The following is a 25,652-nucleotide window of genomic DNA, read 5'->3' as shown; positions in this document are numbered from 1 at the left end:
TTCCCGAAGTCTACGCCTTAGTTGATTGTTTTCATCGGCCAGGGCGACCGTACCACCTTTTTTCTGGATTAAGGCATCAACTTCGCTTTGATGATGCTTCGCCTTGCTAATCCAGGTATACATTGTATCAAGATTGATGTTGAGGCGTTCAGATGCTGGCCGTGCGCCAATTTCTTGAGATAGCTTGACAGCCTCTGCTCTGAATTCGGGTGTGTATTTTTTTGCCATTTGGGTGTACAGTCCTCTCTGTTTTCTTTATTTTATCATTTCCTTGTCGTTTTGACTGTACTTTTATGATAACACTCCAGAAGCTATTCCTGATCGGTAATCCCTTTACCCGACAAGGCTTCAATATCCTGGGTCTGTCCTTCTCCAAGGGCTTCAGCGACGGCCATTTTTTCATCCTGGGCGCCGATACCCTTTCCAGTCAGTCCGTATTCACCGGCTGCTTCCTGTCTGGCAACCACTTCCCGTTCGACCATTTTTTCTTCCCGGCGTTCGTGACGATCTTCCCGGCGTTCTTCTCTGCTTTCCTTCGAACTCATCTCACATTCTCCTTCGCTATACTTAATTTGCGAAGGGGTGGCTGCAGTCCATCCCTTTGCTTTTATTTGCAGTATATACGCCTTAAGGTCAATTATCCTTAAAGCATCATCCAACTCCAAGGGAGCATTAAGAAAATACTTTTCCCTTGACAACACCGCATATTGTATATATTATATATACACAATATGCAAATGGAGGCAGTCGTGAATATTTTCATCACCAACTCGGGTGGCAAGCCCATCTACGATCAGATTTACACCCAGATTAAGGAAAAAATTATCGCCGGTGAATTAAAAGAGGGTGACGCCCTTCCTTCCATGCGCCTTTTGGCCAAAGAGCTCCGCATCAGCGTCATCACCACCAAGCGGGCCTATGAAGAGCTGGAACGGGATGGATTTATTACCTCCTTTACCGGAAAGGGAAGCTACGTCGCTGGGCAAAATCTTGAATTTATCCGGGAGGAGCAACTCCGAAAAATTGAGAACCACATCCAGGAAATCCTCGATTTATCCCGGGGAATTGGTCTTTCCTTAGACGATTTAATTCAAATGCTTTCGATTATTTATGAGGAGGAATCACAATGAATTATGCCATTGAAATACAGAATCTCAGTAAACACTACCCGAATTTCACCCTGGACAACCTCAGCCTGGCCCTGCCTTCGGGGAGTATTATGGGCTTCATTGGTGAAAATGGGGCGGGGAAGAGTACCACCATCAAGCTGATCCTGGATTTAATCCACCGGGATTCGGGTGAAATTCAAGTGATGGGTCAGGATTTACGGACCTGTGAAGATTTAAAGGAGCACATCGGTGTGGTGATGGATGAAAGCAGCTTTCCGGATAACCTCCGGCCACGAGAGATTAATACCATTATGGCCAATTGCTATAAAACCTGGGATAGTGCCCGCTTTAACGCCTACCTTTCTACCTTTTCCCTGCCTTCTAACCAACCCGTAAAGGAATTTTCCAGGGGGATGGGGATGAAGCTTTCCATTGCCGTTGCCCTGTCCCATGACAGCAAGCTCCTTATTTTGGATGAACCTACCAGCGGCCTGGACCCCATCGTCCGGAATGAACTTTTGGATCTCTTCCTGGATTTTATACAGGATGAATCCCACAGTATTTTCCTGTCCTCCCACATTTTAAGTGACCTGGAGAAAATCTGTGATTATATCGCCTTTATCCATGGGGGAAAGCTGCTTTTTTGCGAACCTAAAGATGTCCTTCTGGACCGGTACCGCCTGGTGAAATGCTCGGAGGATGACCTTCAGGCCATTGATTCAGCCTTTGTGGCTGGAAAACGAAGGAGTGCCTTCGGTACAGAAGCCCTAGTACTTAAAGAGGCAGTCCCAGGGGGACTGGTTACCGATAGGCCCACCATTGAGGATATCATGCTTTATTGTGTCAAGGAGGAGGACTAAGGCGATGAAAGGATTATTATTAAAGGATTTGCTGAATTTAAAACAGCAGCTGCGGACCATGCTCTTTATCCTGGGAATCTGGCTGTTCATCGCCATCGTCAGCCGGGACGGAAGCTTTTTCTCTGGGGTTATGATGATTTTTATCCTCATTTTACCCATGAACACGATGGCCTATGATGAAAAGGCCCATTGGGAGCGCTTTGCCTTGACCATGCCTGTCAGCCGATGGGATATTGTCCTGTCCAAATATCTGCTGTCCCTTATCTGTGCGGTCTGTGGGGCTGTTTTGTCCATCATCGTCTCCTTACTTTTAGGCACCCCTGTCACAGAAGCCCTGTTGACGGTCCTGATCCTTCTGGGCGGTGGGTTTATCATCACAGCGATCATCTATCCGGTGTTGTTTAAACTCGGAGTGGAAAAGGGGCGCCTTTTGATGATGCTGGTCATCTTAATCCCTGTGGGCTTAACCTTTCTCCTAGGGTACCTGGGTGTGCATCTTCCCATGGGTGCCAGCCTGGATGACCTGGTCTATATCCTTCCCGTCGTCATTTTCCTTTTATTCATGGGGTCCATACTCCTGTCCAAAAGGATTCTGAACCAGCGGGAGTTTTAATCACAGATTTAAAAAAACCTCCCATACCAGGGGCCATAGGCCAAGGATAGGGAGGTTTTCTATATTCCGATGAATGGATTGTGGTGTTATTGTGCCGCCTGAACCGTTACATCCACAGCTTTAACCGCATTGCCATGTTTATAGGTAATACTGATGGTATCCCCTGGGTTAAGGGCGTAAAGAATGGATTTCATGCCCAGCATGGAGTTGACATTCTGCCCCTCCAGACTGATGATGATATCCCCCTTGGCCAGTCCTGCTTGTTCTGCACCACTGCCAGATTCCACCGCATTGACATAAATGCCTGAATCAAACTGCTCCGTATTGGAAAAATAAGCCGCCTGTTGGGAATCATAGCCTGAAATCCCAATAACGATGGGTGTGAAGGAGCCATTGGCCACGATTTTAGAAATAATGGGACGCAGAATATTGACGGGAAGAGCAAAGCCCATTCCCTCTGCCTGGTAATTCTTATAGGTATTAATCCCAATGACGTCACCCTTTCCATTGCACAGGGGACCGCCGCTATTTCCAGCATTAATGGTGGCATCGGTTTGGATGAGGTCCTCAGCCACCAGGTTACTGTCCACCATCAGGCTTCGGTTCAGAGCAGAAACAATGCCAGCCGTTACACTGCGTTCATAGTTTAGGCCCATGGGATTGCCAATGGCAATGACCGTTTCCCCAACCTTCACAGCATTGGAATCTCCCAGCGTAACCACCGGAAGATCCGTTTTCTCTATTTTAACCACTGCCAAATCCAGGTTACTGTCAGACCAAATCAGCTTACCGGGATAAGTCCCTCCATCATCCAGAGAAATGGTAATGCTGGTACTGTCTGCCACCACATGCTGGTTGGTGACAATGTAGCCATCAGTGGTGACGATGAATCCTGATCCGACACTTTGACCCTCAGTGGTTCCCATTAGACTCTGCTGGATAACTGCCGCAGTGACCCCAACCACGGACTGGGGAACAACCTGAGCCACGGCTTCCACCTGGGTAGACGCCTCCAAATCATTGACCACCACCTTTTGCCCGGCGATGGTCTCCGTTCTTTTGCCACCAATGGTTCCTGTGGCATAAAGAACCCCTAAGATGATCATCCCAACCACTAAACCACCGATCAGGGCTCCCATTAAGCCAATTTTAAAGCCATCCCCCAATCCCTTTTCTTTCTCAAATCTGTCCATTGTTCATTTGTTCCTCGCATCTTAAAATCGTCAATACCCGTTACCACTCATAAATCTCACTGCGCTGACTGCGGCCGGCAACCTCCAGGGTCAGATCCTTTCCCGGCACTTTTCCGCAGGCCGTTAAGGCCAATTCCGTTGCCTGATAAGCCAAAACCGGATAATTGTTTTCCTGGCTCAAATGGGCCAGAACAATATGGGGTACCCCGCTGTCCACCAGCTCACAAACCGTTTCTCCAGCTACCGCATTGGAAAGATGCCCATAATCTCCCCGAATACGCTGTTTTAGGGGAAAGGGGTAGGGGCCAGTTTCTAACATAGCAGGATCATGGTTGGACTCCAACACCACTAGATGGTGCCCCTTTAGGGATTCTACCATGGCGGCTGTGGTACAGCCGGTATCTGTAGCCACTGCCATGGTCCCATGGCCACCATCTAAGATAAAGCCCACAGATTCTGCGGCATCATGGCTGGTGGGAAAGGCTGTAATCTGTACATCTCCAATGGAAAAGGGCACATCGGTAGCAAAAAGGCAGATGTTGGAATCCTTCATTTTACCTAAATCCCCAGCCATGCCCTGCCAGGTCTGGGCATTGGCATAAACCGGCAGGCCATATCGCCTGGAAAGTACCCCCACACCGTGAATATGATCCCGATGCTCATGGGTGACAAGAATACCTGATAAGGTAGCAGGCAGCTCATCGATTTTCATCATGGCCTGCTCGATTTTTTTCCCGCTTAAGCCAGCATCAATTAAAAGGCGGGTAGCCCCTTGGGCCACAAAAAGGCTATTTCCAGAGCTCCCGCTGTATAAACTGCAAAATTTCATATCGTATCCTTTGGAATCCGTGATTCCTTCAATGGGATGGTTTCTTTAACCATCTTATCGTCTCTTACTTAAATCAATCCATTTATTTTCTTCTGACCCAGAAACTCTAAAGCTCCAGCTGCCTGGGATAGGTAAAATCCTTTTCCATGGGCAGGAAGGTATAGCCCTCGCTTTTAAGCTGATTGATGATGACGGGCAGAGCTTGACGGGTATTTTCCTTAACCTCGGCATGGCACAGCACTACACTGACATCGTGATTATGCACCCCGCCGACGACAGCTGAAACGATTTGGTCCACCGATGGCGGCGTTGGCGCAGCATCTCCCGTGGAGACGTTCCAATCTGCATAATTGTAACCCCGATCCAAAATCCCCTTAATGCAGGTTTTATTGGCATTGAGGGAACCCCCTGGAAAGCGGAAAAGCATACTGGGCTCCGTGGCTGTGAGCTTCTTCTGATAGTCCTCTAAGAGCTTAACATCGGCATAAAATTCTTCCGGGCGCTTATACAGGTCGTAGGAATGGTTATAAGTATGGTTTCCCAAAGTATGCCCCTCCGCTACGATACGCTTGTAGGCAGCTTCAGCCGTGGCACCCTCCCGTCCTCTTGTAAAAAAAGTTCCTTTGATCCCACTGGTTTTCAGAATATCCAATACGGTATTGGTATTTTCACTGGGGCCATCGTCAAAGGTAAAAAACACCACCTTAATCCCCGCCGTATCTCCGGCACGTAATCGGGCTTTAATCGCCTCCTGCTTTTTATCCTCTTCGCTTTGTATTTTTTCTGTTCCATTTTGTGAAACAGAAACCAGATTTTGCTGAAGGGTCTGGGCAGTATCTGCCAATTGCTTGATTTCTTGCTTCGGATTATATGTATTGAAAAAATAGTATGCCACCACCATACTAGCCATGATGATGAGGGCACCAACAATAACGGAGAAAAGCATCCATTGATTTGATTTTTCAGATAATGGGCCTCTTCTCTTCATGTCTATTCCTCCTTATTTTCAACGGTCACCCGGCGGATTTTCCCGCCAAGGGAGCGGATGTTTTCCTCCAAATTTTCATAGCCACGCTCAATGTAATGAATGTCACTGATCTGGGTTTCGCCATTGGCAATGAGGCCAGCCAAAACCATGGCTGCACCTGCCCGAAGGTCTGTCGCCGCAATACGGGTGCCGGAAAGCTCCGAGACACCAGTAATACTGGCCACTCGACCATTCACCGTGATATTCGCCCCCATTTTTCGGAGCTCATCCACATATTTAAACCGGCTTTCAAAAATACTTTCATTAATGATACTGTTTCCCTGGGCAATGGACATCAGCACCGCCATGGGCTGCTGAAGATCCGTTGGAAAACCAGGGTAGGGCAGGGTCTTCACCCGTACCGCCTTTAAGGTATCGCATCCCCGTACCCGGAGACCATCCCCTTCTTCATCCACAGTAGCTCCCATCTCCCGGAGCTTAGCACTGACAGCCTCCATATGCTTGGGAATAACGCCCTTGACCAGAACATCACCCTGGGTGGCAACAGCAGCCATCATATAGGTTCCCGCCGTAATCTGATCTGGAACCGTGGAATAATCACAGCTGTGAAGACTTTCTACCCCTTTAATCCGAATGGTATCGGTCCCAGCGCCCTTAACATCGGCACCCATCAGGTTTAAGAAATTGGCAACATCCACCACATGGGGCTCTTTAGCTACATTTTCAATGACAGTGGTCCCGTCGGCCAAAACGGCAGCCAGCATAATATTGATGGTGGCCCCGACACTGACCACATCCAGGTAAATATTAGCCCCCACTAAACGGTCTGCTGTCATTTTAACCTGGCCATGCTCGATGGTAACCGTGGCACCCAGGGCTTCAAATCCCTTGATATGCTGGTCAATGGGGCGGTCCCCAATATTACATCCCCCGGGCAGAGGGACGATGGCCTTACGATAACGGCCCAGTAAAGCCCCCAGGAGATAATAGGAAGCCCGCATTTTCCCGGTTTCCTCATGGAAGTCCGAGCAATCGTAGGAAATAGGACCACTGGTATCAATACTCAGAGTTCCAGATTTTAATTCAATATCAGCCCCTAATTTTTTAAGGATGGCGATGATTTTATGTACATCCCGAATATCGGGAACATTATCAATGGTGCTTTTGCATCCACAGAGTATGGCAGCAGGGATCAGACCTAACACTGCGTTTTTAGCGCCGGAGATCTTGACCTCTCCCTTCAACGGAAAACCGCCTTCAATTATGAGATTATCCATTAAGATATATCCTTTCACAAACAAAATTCCAAACTAAATTATAACATAAGTTGGATGCTCTGCAATGGAAACCCCCATCATTTACGATTTGACAGCAGAATCGTTACATTTTAAACACAATTATTTAGGGGGTTATTCCTTCTCCGGCTATGCTATAATGGATAATAAAATGGGATGGAATGCTCCATCCGGGCGGAGGAAAGCCATGGAAAACCAATACACCTTTTATCTGGGTGACGATAATCTCGCCACCACCACCATCGACAATATCTTCATCAATGAATACATGCCCCGGGCCAGGGGGGACTACGTGAAGGTCTATCTCTATGGCCTCAAGCAGGCCCGCAGTCAGAGCCATGCCCCCATTGACAATGTCGCCCTAAGCCAGCTTTTCAACATCACCGAGGGGGATGTAATCAGCGCCTGGGATTATTGGAAAAAGCAGGGGATCATCGACCTGACCTACGAAGGGACAAAGGTGGCCCATATCACCTTCTACCACATTCCTTCGGTGCTCCTAAAAGCACAAAACGAAGGCGCACCAAAGGCCGTTTCGGTCTCCCCACCAGCGGATGATGATGGTATGGAGGCCCGCACTGCTGAAATGTTTAACCGCATCCAGCGCATGTACGGCAGCCGGGCTTTACCTAAAAAAGATATGCTGGCCTATAAAAAATGGCTGAGTGAATATGGATTTGAACCCGAGGCCGTGGTCATTCTGGTGGAGTATGCCCTCAACCTCATCAATAGCAAATCAGAAACCTTTACCCCAGCCCAGATTTTAAGTTATATGGAAACCATCGCCGAATCCTGGCGACGCCAAGGCATCCATACCTTCACCGAGGCCGATGCCTATATTGTGGAAAGCCGAAACCGTCAGCGACGACACTATGGGATCTTCAAATACCTTGGCCTCCGCCGGGCTCCCATGGAATCCGAGCGGACCATGATGGACACCTGGAGTGGGGAATGGGGATTTTCCGACGAAATCATCAAGGTGGCCCTAGGCCGTACCAGCAAACCCAACCTAAAATACATCAATGGTATCCTGGAAAAATGGCACCAGGCCGGCATTAAAAGCCTCGCCGATATCGAGGCTCAGGATGCGGCCCATCGCTCTACAAGCTTTAAGGGTGCCCCCAAAGTTGTGGATGAAGAAACGGCCAAAAGGCTGGCTGTTTATGATGAAATGGATGCCGAGGATGCGAATTGGTTCAAGAAAATAGGTGAAAATAGTGGAAAATAAACCCAAGAGCAATAAAGAAATCATCGACGATTTTTTAGCCCGTCATGATCGGGAACGCTTCGCCCTCAAAAAAAAGAAGGCAGATCTCTACGCCCGTATCCCAGCCCTGGCCGATCTTGATGCCGAAATCGATTTGGCTGGCGTGGCTTATACCAAGGCAAAAATCTCAGGAGACCCCCAGGCTAAAGCGATTTTCGACGCCACTGTGGCTGAGCTGGATTGTCAAAAAAAAGCGATTCTAATGGATAACGGCATCCCCGGGGATTACCTCACCCCACACTATCATTGTAAGCAGTGTCAGGATACCGGCTATGTGGATGGCCGGATGTGTAGCTGCCTCCACCGCCTCCTCTCAGAGGCCAGCTTCTCCCGCTACGATTTAAAGCCCCAGGCCCGCCACGAGAATTTTGATACCTTTTCCCTGGCGGTTTACCCGGAGGCCTATACCGACCATTATCGAGGGATTCATCAGGTTTTTAAAGACTACTGTTCGGACTTTAAGGCTGTCTCAGAAAATTATCTGTTCACCGGAAAGCCCGGACTCGGCAAAACCTTCTTATCCAACTGCATTGTCAATGCCCTCATCCAGCAGGATTATGATATTATTTACATCACCGCCGGGCACTTGGTTAAACTGGTCCAGGAAAATATGCACGACCCCACCGTCTCTGTCCAGGAGTTGTACCAGGCTCTTCTGGCCTGTGATCTCATCATTATTGATGATCTCGGTGCCGAATACGCCACAGCCTTTAGTGGGTCTCAGCTCTTTGATATCATCAATACCCGCATTTTAGGAGGGGGACCCATGATTATCTCCACCAATCTGACCCCGAAGCAAATCTTTACTCAGTACGATGAACGTCTGTCCTCCCGAATCCGGGGAAACTTTAAAACCGTCCCTTTTTATGGGGATGATATCCGCCTCATTAAAAAAAGACAGCAAAGTTAAAGAAATCCGTTAAAAACTCCTTGACATCACCTTAAAGAACAGTTAAAATAACCATTGTTCTTTAAGTGCCTAGGGGTATCGCCAAGCGGTAAGGCAATGGACTCTGACTCCATCACGCGCAGGTTCGAATCCTGCTACCCCCGCCATTTTGAATATCATTAAACCCCCTGGCCATGCGGCTTTGGGGGTTTTTTAGTGGGTTGGAATAGGGGTGTTTACCCTTTAATTTACCCTTTACAGATTCGGTAATTGAGCTTTTCCGCTATCAATAATCCGTTTCACGGTACCATGGCAGTAGGCCATTCGCTGGGCTATATCCTCCATGATCAGCCCATCCAGGTAGTAGAGGGACAGCGCTTCCCGGTGGCGTTCATCGGGCACCGCATCATCTGCCATCTTTATAAGAAATTCATAGGTCTACGATCCAGCATGGGGGCCTCCTCAATAATGGTATTTCTCAAATTTTTACGTACGTACGCAAGGGCTATTAAATGTATACATCTTTTTACGTACACTTTTTTTGATTTAAAAAGAAAAAAAGCCCTATGCCCCCGAGAGTCAGAACCGCCAGGGGGAGGGTATACACCCCCGTTCGCTTTGTGCTTCCAATTCGGGAAAAAAAGTCCCCATCAGCGCGGAGCATGACAGGGACCATGAATGCTTAAGACTTAGTTACTATTACTTCATATACTTTTGAGCGAGTTCCTTCTTTTACAGTGATGGTTACAGGATTAGGGCCAGATGCCCAGGTGGCCGCACTTCCACTTGACACAACGGTGCTGCCGTTCTTAATGGTTACTGTTGCACCTTCATATTCTGCATTAGCTGTAATAACATTCGTTGCGTCTGTTGTATCCGCTGTATAATTCGTCACACCTCCATCAAATGTCGGTGTTAAAGCCAGACTCCCAATGGTCAGGGTCTTAAGGCTTAAGTCCGGCTGTTCTTGGTAGTAGATAGCCTTAACCTTGTTATCAAGTACAAAGGCATCATAGCACACCCTACCTTCTACGAGGTCACCGCTAATCCCTGGGGGGTCTGCGTGAATCTTATAATCCCTGAGTTTCAGCGGGGCAACAGTAGCAACTGGGTGGGTGATCATAAAACCGAAATTCTTAGGGAGCTGGCTTTCTGGGACCTTAATTACTTGGCATCCATCTATATTTGCAATAACGCCTTTGTCCCTTTTCTCTTGTGCAATGTCGGTACTCATCATAATATCAGCTGATTTCTTCAAGAGAACATACACTTTGGGTGGTACGATAAGTACACGATTTTTGCTAGGAACCTGAGCATCATCTAAGATAGCGTTCGCTTCGATAATCTCATCGTAAATATTTTCTTTCGTCAACGCTTTAGGAGCCGGCTTATTGCCTGCACCTTCTGCCACAACATTATACAGGTATTTTTCGACCTCTGGAAACACCACGAGCCCTATCTGTCTTGCTAATGCCGTTGCTGCCTGCATGGCCTGCTGTGTTTCGTCTCGATCCAGCTTATCTATGGCAAAGGTAAAAGATCGATCATTTTTCAATGTCATTATTTCCGTTGTCGCATCCAGTCCGTCAATGTGTCCATATCGGCTTGCCCTTGACTCTGCACCGGATCGATCATAATCGCTCATTGGCGAAGTTGTTACTTTATACACTCGCACAGAATGCGCACCGTCCCAACTCATGTCTTGATTCGAAATCAATGTCAAATCACTGTGCTTCACGAAAGTTTCATCTACGCAGTTTGTATACTGATCTGTTAAATCCACAACTCTTGATGGCAAGTTGTTACCAATAACTTCATTACTCATTTTTTGTTTTCCGCTAATAATAGCAGATTCCTTTCTTATCTTGGTTTTTAATATGTGTTTTTCCCAGGGTATACCTGTATTTTGCCTAGTTTTTTGCCTTAGTAGGCATTTTTTACAACCGGGTTTATACCCGTAAAAGGAGAACTCCGAAGGGGGGCGACTATTTGTACCCCCCTAGCGGGAAGTGGACGTTCCCGCGCCAAACAAAAAGCACGGGTCGGGGCTTACACGTCATGTGCGCCCGTTCCCGTGCCGTGTGTCCTTGGCTTCCAGCGCGTCCGCTGGGGTACTTGTTGGTAACATGATATCACATATGTGGGTAATTTGTCAAGCCATATCCCCTATTTATGCGGGTTCGGCGTTTTTTTAGGCCTTAAAATCACTTGATGAAACCGCCTATCAGTGCGCCCTTTTTTAGGTTTATGGTCTGGTAAAACAGGTTCCAGAGCATCCAATATGGGGCGGACCTCCTGGGGGTCACTGAATGAAATTTTGATAATCACGCTCATGCGTTCCTCCTTCGTTGGTTAATCAGGCAGCCCCGACAGAAGTTTACAGCCATCCACCGGAGTGGTAGACCTGCCTATATTCGGGCGGATAACCCGCCGCCCGGGCCGGGGGATAAGGGCATATTGTGCGATAGGGTTGGCAGCGGAAAACTCCGCCACCAGGTGACATGTCAAGCCGTCTTTGCTGGATCAGAAGCAATATTGCGAACCATACTAACCGCAATCCCAATGATTGAGGAATGGCCCATATCAACCCGCCGGTGGTTCATATCCGTGATGGTATAAACATCCCCCAGAAAAGTAATAATACCTAATTCTGCATGCTCCGAACCATCACGGGAGAATATAACAAACCCGCCATTCTTTGCTCTAGCAATGTCAAAGGTAATGCCATAAATACTATCTCCCTTTTTGATTCCATGAAGAATTGCGCTATCGTCCAGAACCAGCATTTCAAAATCTGCAATTTTATGCATGACAAGCCGCCTTCCGTTGTTCCAAAACATCCATGAGTATTTCTATAGCGATACTCGTTCCCGTTTCAAAACCCAGATTAAAGGCTTCTCGCTCCTGTGCTCCTTGGGGAACTGTCACCCGGTGGGCTTCCATGTAATCACCGCAAATTTGCTTTGATCTATCTTCCATTGCTCATTCCTCCTAAAGCATGATCCAGGGAATCACGCAGAACATCATGACGGTAAAACCGCCGGCCAGTAGGGTTAAGAAGTCGCTCATTGGGCGGCCTCTATGGTTTCTTTCATTTCAACCATAATTAATCGATAGGGCAATATCCAGTTTGGATTAGCCTTGTAATCGTCGGTATAATAGCAGTTGTGTAAAATTTCATTGGCCTGGTCAATAGCTGACTGTTTATTATCAGCGTATACCGTAAAGCATGCCTCTGTCACTTCTGAGGTGTTATCATCAATTGCGTAATTAATTTTAAATTTTTTCATTATTCGTTATCCTTTCAATCTTTACTCTAAACACGGGTTGCGACAACTTCAAGCGTATCAGCGATTCGGTCTAACCCGCTATTATAGCTATCTCTTCCCAGTAAATCCTCCAACGTCTCCTTAAGCATCACGGCCTTGGCCACCTCGATGGCTTCTACCCGTGTGATGTCGTAATCCTCCATGATGGCAATAGCCAAATTCATGAAGTAGCTGGCTTCTATTATCCGTTCTTCTTCCATGTTTTATCCTTTCATGATGCGGCTTACTAGAGGGGCTACCGTGTGAAGTGAGAAAACCACTCTACATGAACGCAAACGGCTTAGTTATGCGGTTTATTCATGTAGAGTACCCCACTCTAGGTGAAACTTTCATATAGAGGTTTTTCTTTCATGTAGAGCGGGGTACTCTACATGAAAAACATTAGTATTTATAAGGCTTTAGCTTCATATAGAGTGGTTTTTAACATCCCCTAGGGGCCTAAAATATTTCAGGGCCTCCCCCTCTAGGTGAATAAGCTGGTTTGTGCCTTTTCCTTTTCCGAGGCTTTCGGTTCTGTATGCTATAAGTTTTTCCTTCTTCAATTCTGCCTTTGCCTTTTTTAAAGCGGTGGGGCTGTGCCCTTGGGCTTTTCCCATCCCGTCCAGGTCGTTAACTTCCTTTTCCCCATCCCTCAGATAGTCCAGGATAAAGGCCCGTGCTTCATCCTTTGCCGGGGCAATCTTTTCAGTGTAATTGTTATCCTGGATAAAATCCCGATCCCGCTTATCGGTAAAGCCTTTAAATACTGGTACTCCATCTTCAATAGAGAAAAGCACCGTATTTTGAAGCGGGCCATAATTGTTTTTTTCCTGGGTCATGTACCGAATTCCCTTCTCGTTGGTCTCCCCGGTCATTAGAACCGATCGGCTAATATCCCAGATGTCGGCGCTGTCGGCGATTCGGTTCCTGCCATATGCCCCCGCTCGCTTGTTGGCATGAACCACAACGATTGTGGTTACCCCGTATTTCTCACCCATGGCGATTAGAGGGGCTAAACACTGGCGCATGGCATTCCTGTATCCCATATTCATTTCAGGCGGGATAAAGGCTTGAATCGGGTCAAATATCAGCAGCTCCGGGCGGTGTTCCTCCACAAGGGATTCCAGAAGTGGGGAGTTAAACTTAATATCTTTAAAATGCTCATCGGCTATATCAACCGTGATGATATTTTCCATATTCGCCCCGCATTGCCGAAGCTTCTTTTTTAGCGTATGCTGTACTGAATCCTCAGCCGAAAAGAATAATACCTTTTGGGGCTTTCTGTCGGTTTCTCCACTGGCAAAGAAGGGGGAATAGCCGTTACTCACAGAAGCAGCAATCGAACACCATAAAGACGTTTTACCGCTTCCGCCGTCCCCGGCTAATGTTGTAGCCTGCCCCTTCGGTACATAGCCGTTAATAAACCATTCAGCTTCTTCTTCTGTAACGTCGGTGAGTTTAAGCACTTTCAAGCGATTTTCGTTCAAATTCTCATCTGAATATGGTATACTTTCAGTGAAAAGAGCTTCGATAATGACGTTATAACCAAAGGTTCCGAGATCATTGTGATCCTGGCTGTCCCAGTGTTCGGGGCAGCATTTTGCACCCTTGAAAATTGTATTAATTAACGAAATGTCGCTGTCTCCCATCACCGAAGCGATCCCCCGGCACACCGTGCAAAAGTATTCCCGGGAATCGCTTTTTTTCGTGCCTTTCGGCAACCCGTTGCGGTAAAGCTGTAAAAGCTTCTCATGGCCTCCAGCTTTCGCTTTTTCTATGAATTCCTCCCGATACTTTAAGGGATTAGGCAACATCATTAAAGTGGTATCCCCGGCGATTTCTTCCGCTATTTCTTGATAGCTTTGTTCTTTCATCCATTCCACGCTTACCCTTCCTGCCACTGCTGGGCTTCTCTCATGGCCTCGTCAGAAATCCACTGTTCAAACTCCTTGATCGGAATCACAATCTTTGTCCCCAGTCGAATCTTAGGGAAGTCCTGCCGGTTAGCGATGGTGTACATAGAGGCTTTGGAAATTCCCACCACCATGGCCGCCTCCGGCACTGAATAGGTCAGGCGTTCCGGCTTATCTGGGGTCCGCATCGTCTGAATGGCCTCTACACGTTCCAGGCTGGCCTGTACGGCCCGTTTTTCCTCTTCCAGTACATAACAATCCAATTGCCCTTTAAGGGCCTCTATGGCCTCAATCTTAAAATCCTGGGCCGATTTAATCCGTGGCGTTGCCATTTTCTAATCCTCCTTGATAATTTCCGCCGGATCTATGCCCATGGCTTTGGCAATCTTGCCGACAGTTTCGGGCCTTACGTTATTACAACGAATAGCCGAGCAATAAGTCCCGCTTGGGATATTAGCCTTCTCAATCAATTGGGCAGTAGACAAGCAAGTTCGTGCCTTAGCTAAATCTAATTTTTTCCGATCTAATTTCATAAATTCCTCCTGCAAAACTTGATGGCACATATTTTAATGTGTTTCTATATATTAGCACGTTCATTAATGTGCGTCAAGTGTTTAATCATTCTGCACATTATTTTTTGCGCTTTTTTAACTAAAAGGCTTCTCTATTCTGTCTCTTCGTGCTACAATAAGAATATTAAACAGTTGCTTAAGAAAGGATTAATAATAATGTCATATTTCAGCGAAAAGCTCAAGAGCGAGAGACAGAGTAGAAAATTTTCGCAAGAATATTTAGCGAAAAAATCTGGACTTGGTAGGCGAACCATTCAGGATTACGAAGCCGACAAAATTGCTCCGACGGTTAAATCTTTCGAAAAAATCGTTAAAGGTTTAGGTACTACACCAGCTGATTTTTTAAATTCTATAAATAAATTACCATCTTCTTCGATACTCAAGGAAAAAAACGGATGGGATTCACTTACTGACGATGAAAAGAAAAAAGTATTAGAGTATTATACATCTATCTCTGTTGAGTCTCTTTCTCATGTTCTTAGATTTGATTCATCAAACTCCTTAGCACAAATATTTACAAAAAAAATAGTCGAAAATGGTACTAATTTTATAGGAAATAATCTTCAAAAGTTTAGAAATGAAGCAAACCTAAGCAGAGAGGAATTCTCAAAAAAATGTGGAATCCCAACAGATGAAATTAACAAGTACGAATTGAACAAAAAAGCACCGACATGCGAATTATTGGGAAAAATAGCTAAAGCGTTGAACGTTGATGAAATTGAACTTATTGATGGTGCGATAGATTCATCAAAAGCCAGAACAATTTCTTCCGAAGAAGAATATAACCTTTCAAAACTAAAAACATATTTCTATAGCGCGTCGGATGAAGGTCAAGAAAAAATAGTCACCTACGCTGAGGATCTACTCAAGGTCCCCGAGTACCAACGTGCCCCAGACCAGGAAGAGAAATAAGCCACTTAACGCATTTTTGCGTTGAGTGAAGCAATACGGCCAGATAGGCATTTTAAGCCCTTAACTCCTCTAAGGGTACTTGGATAAGGGTGAGGCTAAAAAGATTCTCAAAACACCTGTACAGACATAGAAAATGACGAAAAAAAGTGATTCTGAGAATGGGTTATGGTAGAGGAATAGTTAACCCGTCAAATCGACGGGGCAGGTTTCCAGAAAATTAAATGGCAGCGGAAAAAACCGCCAACCTCACAGCCGAATTTTCGGCCGCCAAACTACAACCCCGGATAGAGGGGGTGAGTGAAAACCGCACCCCCCTAACCCGTCAAATCAACGGGTCAGGTATCCCTAAACTGGGGATACCCCCTAATGTCCGTTAAACGGACTTTTCAAAAGGGGCAAATCACCGCCATAGAAAAACCCCCGGCAACCTTAAACAGGTCCCAGGGGCTTGATAATTCCTTCATATCGTTGTATAATGTGGGTAGAAAAGAGTGGCCCGCCTTTGGCGGTCTGCCTCTAGTTTACATGATAAAGCTACCCAACCTTATCAGGGGAGAGGGTAGCTTTTTTTAATGCCTTTAATTATCGTCTTTATGAAACGATAGAAGTAATACCACGAAGCCACCAAAGGTAAGCATCAGCATTAAACCTTCGTACACTGTCATAGTATCACCCCCAATCTTAACCCGATTGAGGCAGAAAAGCCCGCTACCCGGCGAACCACTCGTAGAGGTATTATATCAGGTGGTGGGCAAAAAAAAAAGCCCTGGGCATATCCAGGGGAAAGGAAGGCACACCATGCCACGGAAAAAGGAAGGAAGAGCAGCCCAGGGCGCCGGCACCATCAGGCAACGGGCCAATGGATCATGGGAAGCACGGTATACCCTGGGCAGAGACCCCGCCACGGGAAAGCAGATTCAGAAGTCTGTTTATGGCAAATCCCAGGCCGAAGTGCGGCGCAAATTGGCCCAAATTACCGTTGAGATTGACGGGGGAACCTATCAGGACCCTTCACGGCTAAAGGTTGGGGAATGGCTTGATATCTGGCAATCTGATTATTTAGGCGGCGTGAAGGACTCCACTAAACATGAATATGCCCAGGTGCTGCGCTCCCATATCATCCCGGCCCTGGGTGGTGCCCAGTTATCAAAAATCCAGCCCCACCATGTCCAGAAGCTCTATAACCAGCTTTGTGAGAAACTGACCGCCAAAACCGTGAAGAACATCCATGGGGTATTCCACAAGGCCATGGCTCAGGCGGTGACCCTGGGGTACATTAAAAGCAATCCCACGGACCTTTGCACCCTGCCGAAGGTGGAACGCTTCGAGATAAGCCCACTGGATAAAGAGCAAATCCCCGCATTTATTGCGGCCTGCCCCTTGGATCGGTACGGCCAACTCATTAAATTGGTGCTGTTCACGGGCTTTAGGCTGTCGGAGGTCATCGGCTTAACCTGGGATTGTGTGGACTTTGAAAAGGGCACGATTCGGGCTTATAGGCAGTTTCAGCGCTTCGAAGGTGCCTACACCTGGGGCAGTCTGAAAAATGGCAAGCCCCGCATGATTACCGCCTCTAATTATGTGATGGCCATACTAAAAGACGTTCGCACGAACCAGTTAGAGGAACGCCTGGCCGCTGGCAGTGCCTGGCAGAACCCCGATGATTTCATATTTACCCACGCCGATGGGCGCCATTTATCCCACAGTGTGGTAAGGAGACATTTCAAGGACGTGGCCCAGGCTATCGGGATGCCTGCCCTTCGCTTCCATGACCTGCGCCATTCCTTCGCCGTGGTCAGCTTACAGGCGGGGGATGATATCAAGACCGTTCAGGAGAACCTTGGCCACCACAGCGCCGCCTTTACCCTGGACACCTACGCCCATGTGACAGAAGCCATGAAAAAGGAAAGTGCAAAGCGTATGGATGCCTTTATCCAGGATACCCTTTGATTTACCCTTTAGCGTACCCTTTACAGACACGAACAAAGGGTAAAACCAATGTATAATATAAACAAACGTTACCCGGAAATGGCTAAAAATAGCGGTTCTCAAAAATTATAGACTGGCAAAAAATACACCGGTCGGAATTCGAATCCTGCTACCCCCGCCATTTTGAATATTATAACCCCCCTGTCCATTAGGATGTGGGGGTTTTTATTTGTTGATTTTTTATTTCTATAAATTTAAACCGGTTTTAATAAAAAAAGTGTATACTTAAACCATTAGAACAAAGGAGGACGGAATCATGGCAAATTTCGATTTTGGCGATGAATTAAAGAAAGTCATGTTGGCTGGTGTGGGTGCCGCCGCAGAAACCTCAGAAAAAGCAGGGGCACTACTGGATCACCTGGTTAAAAAAGGTGAAATTACCGTGGAGCAGGGAAAGGCCATTAATGAAGAGCTGAAACGCAACATTAAGGATTGCGTCTCCCAAAATGCAGAAGTCCTTAAAACCAAGGTGGTTCCCACTGTAGATGGTGTCATGGAGAATATCAAGGAAATGTCCAAGGATGAAATTCAGGCCCTCAAGGAAAAGCTGGCCGCTTTGGACCCATCATCCGATGACCATGACGGTGACAAGTAGTCTGGAAACGGTGAAGGTGGACAAGCGGACCGAAAAATCTTACAGGCGGAGGCGCCTGCGGGAAATTATGGGAATCCTCCATAGGTACGAGATTGCCAAGGGGGTTACCCCCGTTAAAATCAGACACATCATTGAGGACCTGGGACCCACCTTTGTCAAGCTGGGCCAGGTCCTTTCCATGCGGCAGGATATCCTGCCCCCGGAGTATTGCCACGAGCTGGCCAAGCTTCAGACCAATGTCGCCCCCTTACCCTTTTCCACCATTAAAACCGTCATGGAATCCGAATATGGCCGTAAGATAAAGGATGTTTTTAAAAGCATCGACGAAAAACCCCTGGGCTCTGCCTCCATCGCCCAGGTCCATCAAGGCATTCTCTTAGACGGCACCGAGGTCGTTGTCAAGGTCCAGCGCCCCGGCATTTACGAAACCATGTCCATGGATATCGCCCTTTTATACCGGGCCACCGATCTTTTAAAATTGGCCGGTGCCACCGCCGGGGGCACCATTGACTTCCGCATGATTTTAGATGAAATGTGGGTGACGGCCAAGCAGGAGATGGATTTTCTCATTGAAGCGAAAAATGCCGATACCTTCGCCGCCAATAATAAGGATGTGATCTATGTCGAATGCCCGGTAATCTACCACCACTATACTACCCCAAAGGTCCTCGTAATGAGTTATATCCCCGGTGTCGATATCAATGAGGTGGAAGTCCTTGAAGACCTGGGCTACGATTTAAGGGACATCGCCGCTAAGCTTTGTGAGAATTACATTAAGCAAATTGTGGATGATGGTTTCTTTCAGGCGGATCCCCATCCGGGGAATATCCGTATCGATGGGGGAAAGATTGCCTGGATCGACCTTGGGATGATGGGGACCTTATCCCATCGAGAGATGAAGCTTTATCGGGAAGCCATATCAGCCCTGGCCAGCAAGAATGTGGAGCAGCTGAAAGCCATCATTCTGGCCATTGGAGTCCACCATGGTCATATTAACCATGCCCGTCTATATGCTGACATTGACGACATGGTGACGGAATATGGGGATCTGGATCTGGGGAATATCAATTTAGGGACCATTATGGAAGAAACCCTTCAAATTGCAGGTTACCATCATATTGCCATGCCCAAGGGGATGACCATGCTGGCCCGGGGAGTGATGACCTTTGAAGGGGTTATCGGTCAGCTGGACCCGGACACCAACATTATCCAAATTTTAGCGGCACACTTGGAAAATGAATCCCTGGGCCATATTGATGTTCGAAAAAAGACCCTGGAATTACTCCACAATGCTTACAGTGCCCAATCCAATATTTTAGATATCCCTCGATATACGGTGGATGCTTTAAAAATGGCCCTTCGTGGCCAGGCAAAAGTGAATTTAGAAATTACCGGCTCTGAGGAGCCCTTAAACCGCATCGAGCAGATGATTAATCGAATTGTCACGGCCTTAATTGCGGCAGCTCTCCTCATCGGGTCCAGCTTTATCAGTACCACCGCCATGACTCCCCGGCTTTTGGGCATTCCCGCTTTAGGTGCCCTGGGGTATTTTGTGGCTGTCATCCTGGGGCTTTACCTTGTCTTTGATATCTATCACACAAAATGGAAAAACCACCGCCGCAGGCGGTAGGGTTCAAAAAAAAGACTGCTTTCACAGTCTTTTTTTAATTCCAGCCTTACACGACACTTTCCATCTGCAACAGCTGCTTCTTCAGCTCGATACCTCCGGCGTAACCGGTGAGGCGGCCATTGGACCCGATGACCCGGTGACAGGGAACGATAATGGCCACGGGGTTCCGGTTGTTGGCCATACCCACGGCACGGCTGGCATTGGAATTTCCAATGGCATCCGCTACCTGTTGATAGGTCCAGGTTTCGCCATAGGGAATTTGTCTTAAAACCTGCCACACCTTTTTCTGGAAGGCGGTTCCCCGCAACCGAAGGGGAAGATCAAAGGTTTTTCGACTGCCGCCAAAATACTCCATGAGCTGGTTGAAGGCCCTTTTAATCAGCTCGGTTTCTTGGTTTTCGCCTTTTTTGTCTTTTTCTTCCACATCCCAGTGGACCCGTGCAATGCCAATACCATCATCCTGGATGGTTAAGGTACCCAGTGGGGTCTCATAGGAATAGTGGCTCCATTCATCAAACATGTTTAATCCTACTACTAGCTTTCTATCTCTAAAATTTCTTCAATTATTCTACCACAACCGTGGCAATGATTTCATTGAATTTTGCAACATTTTCTGTCATATCCCCATTAAAGAGACAGGAGCCAGAAACAACAGTGTCTGCCCCAGCTTCCACAACAGCTTCCAGGGTATCAAAATTGACCCCGCCATCGACCTCCAGGCGGATATCCCGGCTGCCAATCATGGCACGGATGTCCCGGAGGCGCTTTGTACTTTCTGGAATATAGGATTGTCCCCCAAAGCCTGGGTACACACTCATCACCAGTACCATGGAAACCGCATCCAGATAGGGAGCAATGGCCGAGGTGGGGGTGTCCGGTGAAAGGACAATACCGGCTTTTTTTCCACATTCTTTAATTAATGCCAGACATTCTGCCGTGTCGTCCTCGGACTCGACATGAACGGTGATGATATCCGCTCCGGCCTTGGCAAATTTAGGGATGTACTTTAACGGCTCTGAAATCATCAGGTGTACATCGAAAGGCAGATCAATACACTTCCGAATACAGGCTACCTGATCGGGTCCAATGGTAATGTTCGGGACAAAATGACCGTCCATTACATCCACGTGGAGCCACTGTGCTCCACTCGCTGCCACTGCCTTCAAATCACGCTCCAGGTTGGCAAAATCTGCACTGAGCATGGATGGTGAAATAATAACATTCATGTAAGTAACCTCCATCTTGAATTATTCGTCCAAAAGGGTCATTTGAGCATCGTCATCGGCTGGGGTTTCTTCATCATCTTCAGGATCTTCCTTATATACCTTTGAAATTGTCGCGATGCGTTCATTTTCCTTCAGCTTCATCAGTCTGACACCCTGGGTGTTCCGACCAACCTTGGAAATACCATCGCCTTCTAACTTAATGACCACACCCTGGTTATTGATCATCATGATCTCACCACCGGCAGACAACACGCAGAAGCCCACCAGCTCCCCAGTTTTATTGGTCACTTTATAGGTCTGTACACCCTTACCACCGCGGTTCTGGGCACGGTATTCATTGCCTTGGGTCAGCTTGCCATAGCCCTTTTCAGAGACACACAGCACGCAGTCCTCATCTGAAACAATATCCATACCAACCACCACGTCGCCAGCGCGCAGATCGATGCCCCGCACCCCAATGGAGGTCCGACCCATGGACCGAGCATCTTCAGACTTAAAGCGGATAGCATAGCCCTTTTGGGTCCCCATGACAATATCCTCTGTATTATGGACAATACGTACATTGATGAGTTCATCATCATCCCGAAGGTTGATGCCGATAATCCCATTTTTCCGGGAAGAATCGTATTCGGACAGGGGGGTTTTCTTGATAATCCCATATCGGGTGGCCATCACTAAGAACTGATCCTCTGTAAATTCCTTAATGGGAATCATGGTCGTAATCTTTTCATCCGGTTCAAGTTGCAGCAAATTGACAATGGCTGTTCCCTTGGCCGTCCGTCCCGCTTCTGGAATTTCGAAGCCCTTTAGGCGCAGCACCTTTCCCTTGTTGGTAAAGAAGAGCAGATAATGATGGGTCGTCGTGGTAAAGAGGTGCTCCACAAAGTCATTATCCCGGGTGGACAGGGCGGTAATCCCTTTGCCCCCCCGTTTCTGGGAGCGGTAGGTATCCGTGGAAATCCGTTTAACATACCCAATATGGGTCATGGTGATAACCACTTCCTCTTCCTCGATGAGGTCTTCCACGTCAAAGTCCTCGACGTCGATATCGAAGGAGGTCCGGCGGGCATCATTGTACTTCCGTTTGATCTCCGTCAGTTCTTCCTTAATGATATTCAGGACCAGCTGTTCATCCGCCAGGATTGCCCGGAGCTCCGCAATGAGCTTCATGAGCTCGGCGTATTCATTTTCGATTTTTTCCCGTTCCAGACCGGTCAGGCGCTGGAGACGCATATCGAGAATGGCCTGGGCCTGGATTTCAGTCAGGGCGAAGCGTTCCACCAACTGGATTTTCGCTTCCTTGCCATCTGCCGCTGCACGGATCAGGGCAATCACCTCATCGATGTGGTCTAAGGCGATGCGCAGGCCTTCTAAAATATGGGCCCGGGCTTCGGCCTTTTTAAGGTCGAACTTCGTCCGTCGTACGATGATTTCCTTTTGATGCTCGATGTAGTGGTAAAGGACCTGCTTTAAGTTTAAAACCTTTGGCTGCCCATCCACCAGGGCCAGCATGATAATCCCAAAGGTATCCTGGAGCTGGGTATGCTTGTACAGCTGGTTTAAAATAATGGTTTCATTGGCATCCTTCTTTAAATCGATGACGATGTTGATGCCTTTTTTCAGGTCCGATTCATCCCGGATGTCTGAGATACCTTCCACCCGTTTATCCTTAACCAGTTCCGCAATTTTTTCAATAAGCTTGGCCTTATTGACCATATAGGGGATTTCCGAAACCACAATCTGCTTCCGGCCCCGCTTATTTTCCATAATTTCGACCTTAGAGCGGATTTTTACCCGTCCCCGACCTGTGCGGTAGGCTTCTTTAATTCCAGCCTTTCCCAGGAGGATACCGGCTGTTGGAAAGTCTGGCCCCTTGATGTGGGTCATCAGCTCTTCAATGGTGATATCTGGATTGTCAATGAAGGCTACGGTGCCGTCGATGACTTCCCCCAGGTTATGGGGTGGGATATTGGTGGCCATCCCAACGGCAATCCCCGAGGACCCATTGACCAACAATTGGGGGAATCGGGCAGGAAGAACCTCTGGCTCTTCTTCGGAACCATCAAAGTTCGGAATAAAGTCCACGGTATCCTTATTGATATCCCGGAGCATCTCCATGGCGATTTTGCCCAAACGGGCTTCGGTATAACGCATGGCTGCCGCGCCATCCCCATCCACAGAGCCAAAGTTCCCCTGGCCCTGGATGGTCATATAACGGGTAGAGAAATCCTGGGCCATCCGGACCATGGCATCATAAACAGAGGAGTCCCCATGGGGATGGTATTTCCCTAAAACTTCCCCGACGATACGGGCAGATTTTCTAAAGGGCTTGTCCGGTGTCATGCCGAGCTCGCTCATGGCGAAGAGGATCCGTCGATGGACCGGCTTCAAGCCATCCCGAACGTCCGGCAATGCCCGTCCGATGATGACGCTCATGGCGTAGTCGATATAACAATTCTTCATTTCGTCCTCAATATTGACGGGACGGATATTGCCCATAGGCATCATTTCATTTTCGTCCATTACTTACCTTTCTCTCTTCTATATGTCTAGGTTCTTAACCTTTTTCGCATTCCGTTCGATAAATTCCTTACGGGGCTGCACCTTATCCCCCATGAGGATGGTAAAGATTTCATCGGCGTAGGCCGCATCCTCCACATTGACCTGGAGCATGGTCCGGGTACTGGGGTCCATGGTGGTTTCCCACAACTGGCTGGCATCCATTTCCCCAAGGCCTTTGTACCGTTGGAGGGTCACCTTGGAACGGTCCTCTTCCTCTGCCAAACGCTTTTCAAGGTCCGCATCGGTATAGGCATATTCCACATGCTTGCCCCGGGTAATCTTAAAGAGGGGCGGCTGGGCGATGTACACATAGCCATGCTCGATCAGGCCGCGCATATAGCGGTAGAAGAAGGTCAAAAGCAGGGTCCGGATATGGGCGCCATCCACATCAGCATCCGTCATAATGATGATTTTATGATACCGGGATTTTGTCACATCGAAATCCTCACCCACGCTGGTCCCAAAGGCGGTAATCATGGATTTCAGAGAATCCGTGGTTAAAATACGGTCCAGACGGGCCTTTTCCACATTGAGGATTTTCCCACGGAGGGGGAGGATGGCCTGGATTTTTGAATCTCGTCCGCTTTTGGCAGAACCGCCAGCGGAGTCCCCTTCTACGATGAAGATTTCAGAGAGGGCAGGGTCCTTTTCCCGGCAGTCCGCTAATTTCCCGGGCAATGATGTGCTGTCTAAAGCACTCTTACGGCGGGTCAGCTCCCGGGCTTTCTTCGCGGCTTCCCGGGCTCGGGATGCGGATAAGGTCTTTTCGATGATGGTTTTGGCAATGGTTGGATTTTCCTCTAAAAAGGCGGAAAGCTCTTCGTTGACAATGGTTTCCACAATCCCCTTAACCTCAGGATTCCCCAGCTTGGTTTTGGTCTGTCCTTCAAATTGGGGATCCAGAAGCTTAATGCTGATAATGGCCGTCAGGCCTTCCCGCACATCTTCACCGGAGAGGTTTTTTTCGTTGGATTTAATATAGTTGTTTTTTTTGGCGTAATTGTTCACCGTCCGGGTGAGGGCGCTTTTAAACCCGTTTAAGTGGGTTCCGCCTTCCGGGGTGAAAATATTATTGGCATAGCTAAAGATATTTTCGGTATAGCCCGTGGTGTATTGAAAGGCGATTTCAAGGCTATAATTATCCATTTCCTTTTCATAATAGGCAATGTCTTCATAAAGGGCATCCTTATTGCGATTCATGTATTCAATATAGGATCGAATCCCACCTTCGTAGCAATAGGTTTCCTTTTGCTCCATCCCCGGACGTTCGTCCTTTAAGGTAATGGAAACCCCTTTATTTAAGAAAGCCAGCTCCCGGAGACGATGCTCGAGGACATCATAATCGTAGATCAGCTCGTCAAAGATTTCCGGGTCCGGTTTAAAATAAACCTTTGTCCCGGTCCGGTTGGTATTCCCAATAACTTCCAGCTCAGAGGTCTTTTTCCCCCGGGCAAAGGACTGGGTGAAAATCTGCTTGTTTTGCTTAATTTCAACCACCAGCTCCATAGACAGGGCGTTAACCACAGAAACCCCAACACCGTGGAGCCCCCCGGATACCTTATACCCTCCGCCGCCAAATTTCCCGCCGGCATGAAGAACAGTCAGGGCCAATTCCACCCCGGTTTTTTTCTTTTTATGGTTCATCCCCGTTGGAATCCCACGGCCATCATCTGTCACGGTGACAGCATTGTCAGAATCCACCACCACGGTAATATTCCGGCAATAGCCTGCCAGGGCCTCATCGATGGAGTTATCCACCACCTCGTATACCAGATGATGGAGTCCCTGTTTACCCGTACTTCCGATGTACATCCCCGGGCGTTTTCGAACTGCCTCCAGGCCTTCTAAGACCTGGATCTGGTCTGCGCCATATTCTTGATTGGTCGTTAAATTATCTGCCAT

The 25,652-nt window shown here is 47.7% G+C and carries 30 protein-coding genes; 9 read left to right on the top strand and 21 right to left on the bottom strand.

What is annotated here, in order from left to right; all coding sequences use genetic code 11:
* On the bottom strand, positions 1 to 228 hold a 228-nt coding region (locus BLW33_RS01120), incomplete at its 3' end, for a transposase (protein ID WP_143032570.1).
* A gap of 83 nt (positions 229 to 311) precedes the next feature.
* Positions 312 to 545, bottom strand: a complete 234-nt coding sequence (locus BLW33_RS01115) for a hypothetical protein (RefSeq protein ID WP_090304283.1) — start codon at positions 543 to 545, stop codon at positions 312 to 314.
* Positions 546 to 749: 204 nt separating this feature from the next.
* On the opposite strand from BLW33_RS01115, the gene BLW33_RS01110 reads away from it, so the two are divergent.
* Genes BLW33_RS01110 through BLW33_RS01100 form a run of 3 tightly spaced genes read left to right on the top strand, consistent with a single transcriptional unit; the run spans position 750 to position 2,582 of the window.
* Complete coding sequence (locus tag BLW33_RS01110; RefSeq protein ID WP_090304281.1) at positions 750 to 1,130, top strand: GntR family transcriptional regulator; 381 nt, start codon at positions 750 to 752, stop codon at positions 1,128 to 1,130.
* Positions 1,127 to 1,969, top strand: coding sequence for an ABC transporter ATP-binding protein (locus BLW33_RS01105; RefSeq protein WP_090304279.1), 843 nt, complete (start codon positions 1,127 to 1,129; stop codon positions 1,967 to 1,969). The genes BLW33_RS01110 and BLW33_RS01105 overlap by 4 nt, the downstream gene beginning before the upstream one ends.
* Positions 1,970 to 1,973: 4 nt before the next feature.
* Entirely contained in the window at positions 1,974 to 2,582 is a 609-nt protein-coding gene (locus BLW33_RS01100) for an ABC-2 transporter permease (RefSeq protein ID WP_090304278.1), read from the top strand.
* Positions 2,583 to 2,668: 86 nt separating this feature from the next.
* Here the strand turns inward: BLW33_RS01100 and BLW33_RS01095 are convergent, their stop codons facing one another.
* The 4 genes from BLW33_RS01095 to BLW33_RS01080 all read right to left on the bottom strand — a co-directional run bounded on the left by BLW33_RS01095 (position 2,669) and on the right by BLW33_RS01080 (position 6,869).
* A complete protein-coding gene (locus tag BLW33_RS01095; RefSeq protein ID WP_090304276.1) occupies positions 2,669 to 3,775 on the bottom strand; it encodes a S1C family serine protease in 1,107 nt (368 codons plus the stop codon).
* Between the two features lie 40 nt (positions 3,776 to 3,815).
* Entirely contained in the window at positions 3,816 to 4,604 is a 789-nt protein-coding gene (locus tag BLW33_RS01090) for an MBL fold metallo-hydrolase (RefSeq protein ID WP_090304274.1), read from the bottom strand.
* Between the two features lie 106 nt (positions 4,605 to 4,710).
* The gene (locus BLW33_RS01085) at positions 4,711 to 5,592 is read right to left on the bottom strand and encodes a polysaccharide deacetylase family protein (RefSeq protein WP_090304273.1); all 882 of its coding nucleotides are present in this window, start codon (positions 5,590 to 5,592) and stop codon (positions 4,711 to 4,713) included.
* A 2-nt stretch (positions 5,593 to 5,594) separates the two neighbouring features.
* Entirely contained in the window at positions 5,595 to 6,869 is a 1,275-nt protein-coding gene (locus BLW33_RS01080; protein ID WP_090304271.1) for a UDP-N-acetylglucosamine 1-carboxyvinyltransferase, read from the bottom strand.
* A gap of 205 nt (positions 6,870 to 7,074) precedes the next feature.
* On the opposite strand from BLW33_RS01080, the gene BLW33_RS01075 reads away from it, so the two are divergent.
* Complete coding sequence (locus BLW33_RS01075) at positions 7,075 to 8,115, top strand: DnaD domain-containing protein (RefSeq protein WP_176966569.1); 1,041 nt, start codon at positions 7,075 to 7,077, stop codon at positions 8,113 to 8,115.
* Positions 8,105 to 9,064 carry an ATP-binding protein gene (locus BLW33_RS01070; protein ID WP_176966568.1) on the top strand — a complete coding sequence of 320 codons (960 nt, stop codon included), beginning with the start codon at positions 8,105 to 8,107 and terminating at the stop codon, positions 9,062 to 9,064. The genes BLW33_RS01075 and BLW33_RS01070 overlap by 11 nt, the downstream gene beginning before the upstream one ends.
* Before the next feature lie 234 nt (positions 9,065 to 9,298).
* Here the strand turns inward: BLW33_RS01070 and BLW33_RS13965 are convergent, their stop codons facing one another.
* The 10 genes from BLW33_RS13965 to BLW33_RS01030 form a co-directional block, all read right to left on the bottom strand.
* The gene (locus tag BLW33_RS13965) at positions 9,299 to 9,460 is read right to left on the bottom strand and encodes a sigma factor-like helix-turn-helix DNA-binding protein (RefSeq protein WP_143032569.1); all 162 of its coding nucleotides are present in this window, start codon (positions 9,458 to 9,460) and stop codon (positions 9,299 to 9,301) included.
* Positions 9,461 to 9,725: 265 nt separating this feature from the next.
* Positions 9,726 to 10,868 (bottom strand): cadherin-like beta sandwich domain-containing protein, encoded by a 1,143-nt coding sequence (locus tag BLW33_RS14045; RefSeq protein ID WP_176966567.1) that lies wholly within the window; start codon positions 10,866 to 10,868, stop codon positions 9,726 to 9,728.
* 341 nt (positions 10,869 to 11,209) lie between these two features.
* On the bottom strand, positions 11,210 to 11,377 hold the full coding sequence (locus BLW33_RS14040) for a hypothetical protein (RefSeq protein WP_176966566.1): 168 nt from the start codon (positions 11,375 to 11,377) through the stop codon (positions 11,210 to 11,212).
* Between the two features lie 170 nt (positions 11,378 to 11,547).
* Positions 11,548 to 11,853, bottom strand: a complete 306-nt coding sequence (locus BLW33_RS01055; protein WP_090304267.1) for a hypothetical protein — start codon at positions 11,851 to 11,853, stop codon at positions 11,548 to 11,550.
* Positions 11,846 to 12,022 carry a hypothetical protein gene (locus tag BLW33_RS14035; RefSeq protein ID WP_176966565.1) on the bottom strand — a complete coding sequence of 59 codons (177 nt, stop codon included), beginning with the start codon at positions 12,020 to 12,022 and terminating at the stop codon, positions 11,846 to 11,848. Before BLW33_RS14035 ends, BLW33_RS01055 begins: the two co-directional genes overlap by 8 nt.
* An 86-nt stretch (positions 12,023 to 12,108) precedes the next feature.
* Positions 12,109 to 12,333, bottom strand: a complete 225-nt coding sequence (locus BLW33_RS01050; protein WP_090304265.1) for a hypothetical protein — start codon at positions 12,331 to 12,333, stop codon at positions 12,109 to 12,111.
* A 26-nt stretch (positions 12,334 to 12,359) separates the two neighbouring features.
* Positions 12,360 to 12,572, bottom strand: coding sequence for a hypothetical protein (locus BLW33_RS01045; protein WP_090304264.1), 213 nt, complete (start codon positions 12,570 to 12,572; stop codon positions 12,360 to 12,362).
* A gap of 204 nt (positions 12,573 to 12,776) precedes the next feature.
* On the bottom strand, positions 12,777 to 14,225 hold the full coding sequence (locus BLW33_RS01040; RefSeq protein ID WP_242911554.1) for an AAA family ATPase: 1,449 nt from the start codon (positions 14,223 to 14,225) through the stop codon (positions 12,777 to 12,779).
* Positions 14,226 to 14,236: 11 nt separating this feature from the next.
* Positions 14,237 to 14,596: a helix-turn-helix domain-containing protein gene (locus BLW33_RS01035; RefSeq protein WP_090304260.1), complete on the bottom strand. Its 360-nt coding sequence runs from the start codon at positions 14,594 to 14,596 to the stop codon at positions 14,237 to 14,239.
* A gap of 3 nt (positions 14,597 to 14,599) precedes the next feature.
* Positions 14,600 to 14,797 carry a hypothetical protein gene (locus BLW33_RS01030; RefSeq protein ID WP_090304258.1) on the bottom strand — a complete coding sequence of 66 codons (198 nt, stop codon included), beginning with the start codon at positions 14,795 to 14,797 and terminating at the stop codon, positions 14,600 to 14,602.
* Between the two features lie 171 nt (positions 14,798 to 14,968).
* Between BLW33_RS01030 and BLW33_RS01025 the strand changes: the two genes are divergently transcribed.
* Positions 14,969 to 15,748 (top strand): helix-turn-helix domain-containing protein, encoded by a 780-nt coding sequence (locus BLW33_RS01025; RefSeq protein WP_207647790.1) that lies wholly within the window; start codon positions 14,969 to 14,971, stop codon positions 15,746 to 15,748.
* Between the two features lie 578 nt (positions 15,749 to 16,326).
* Here the strand turns inward: BLW33_RS01025 and BLW33_RS14555 are convergent.
* Positions 16,327 to 16,413, bottom strand: coding sequence for a putative holin-like toxin (locus BLW33_RS14555; RefSeq protein WP_423230227.1), 87 nt, complete (start codon positions 16,411 to 16,413; stop codon positions 16,327 to 16,329).
* 133 nt (positions 16,414 to 16,546) lie between these two features.
* Between BLW33_RS14555 and BLW33_RS01015 the strand changes: the two genes are divergently transcribed.
* From BLW33_RS01015 to BLW33_RS01005, 3 genes are all read left to right on the top strand, one after another.
* Positions 16,547 to 17,698, top strand: a complete 1,152-nt coding sequence (locus tag BLW33_RS01015; RefSeq protein WP_090304253.1) for a tyrosine-type recombinase/integrase — start codon at positions 16,547 to 16,549, stop codon at positions 17,696 to 17,698.
* Between the two features lie 295 nt (positions 17,699 to 17,993).
* On the top strand, positions 17,994 to 18,332 hold the full coding sequence (locus BLW33_RS01010) for a phasin family protein (protein WP_090304251.1): 339 nt from the start codon (positions 17,994 to 17,996) through the stop codon (positions 18,330 to 18,332).
* Entirely contained in the window at positions 18,316 to 19,962 is a 1,647-nt protein-coding gene (locus tag BLW33_RS01005) for an ABC1 kinase family protein (RefSeq protein ID WP_090304292.1), read from the top strand. Before BLW33_RS01010 ends, BLW33_RS01005 begins: the two co-directional genes overlap by 17 nt.
* 46 nt (positions 19,963 to 20,008) lie before the next feature.
* On the opposite strand, the gene BLW33_RS01000 is transcribed toward BLW33_RS01005, so the two are convergent.
* The 4 genes from BLW33_RS01000 to gyrB are packed head-to-tail and all read right to left on the bottom strand — an operon-like array spanning position 20,009 to position 25,652.
* Positions 20,009 to 20,482 carry a methylated-DNA--[protein]-cysteine S-methyltransferase gene (locus tag BLW33_RS01000; RefSeq protein ID WP_090304249.1) on the bottom strand — a complete coding sequence of 158 codons (474 nt, stop codon included), beginning with the start codon at positions 20,480 to 20,482 and terminating at the stop codon, positions 20,009 to 20,011.
* 43 nt (positions 20,483 to 20,525) lie between these two features.
* Positions 20,526 to 21,188 carry a ribulose-phosphate 3-epimerase gene (rpe, locus tag BLW33_RS00995; RefSeq protein ID WP_090304247.1) on the bottom strand — a complete coding sequence of 221 codons (663 nt, stop codon included), beginning with the start codon at positions 21,186 to 21,188 and terminating at the stop codon, positions 20,526 to 20,528.
* Positions 21,189 to 21,209: 21 nt separating this feature from the next.
* On the bottom strand, positions 21,210 to 23,696 hold the full coding sequence (gene gyrA / locus BLW33_RS00990; protein WP_176966570.1) for a DNA gyrase subunit A: 2,487 nt from the start codon (positions 23,694 to 23,696) through the stop codon (positions 21,210 to 21,212).
* Positions 23,697 to 23,729: 33 nt separating this feature from the next.
* Positions 23,730 to 25,652: a DNA topoisomerase (ATP-hydrolyzing) subunit B gene (gene gyrB, locus BLW33_RS00985; RefSeq protein ID WP_090304243.1), complete on the bottom strand. Its 1,923-nt coding sequence runs from the start codon at positions 25,650 to 25,652 to the stop codon at positions 23,730 to 23,732.

It is taken from the genome of Eubacterium aggregans (genome assembly GCF_900107815.1).
GTDB lineage: Bacteria > Bacillota > Clostridia > Eubacteriales > Eubacteriaceae > Eubacterium_O > Eubacterium_O aggregans.
Note: the sequence above shows the minus strand (reverse complement) of the source record. Positions and strands in the feature narration are given on the sequence as shown.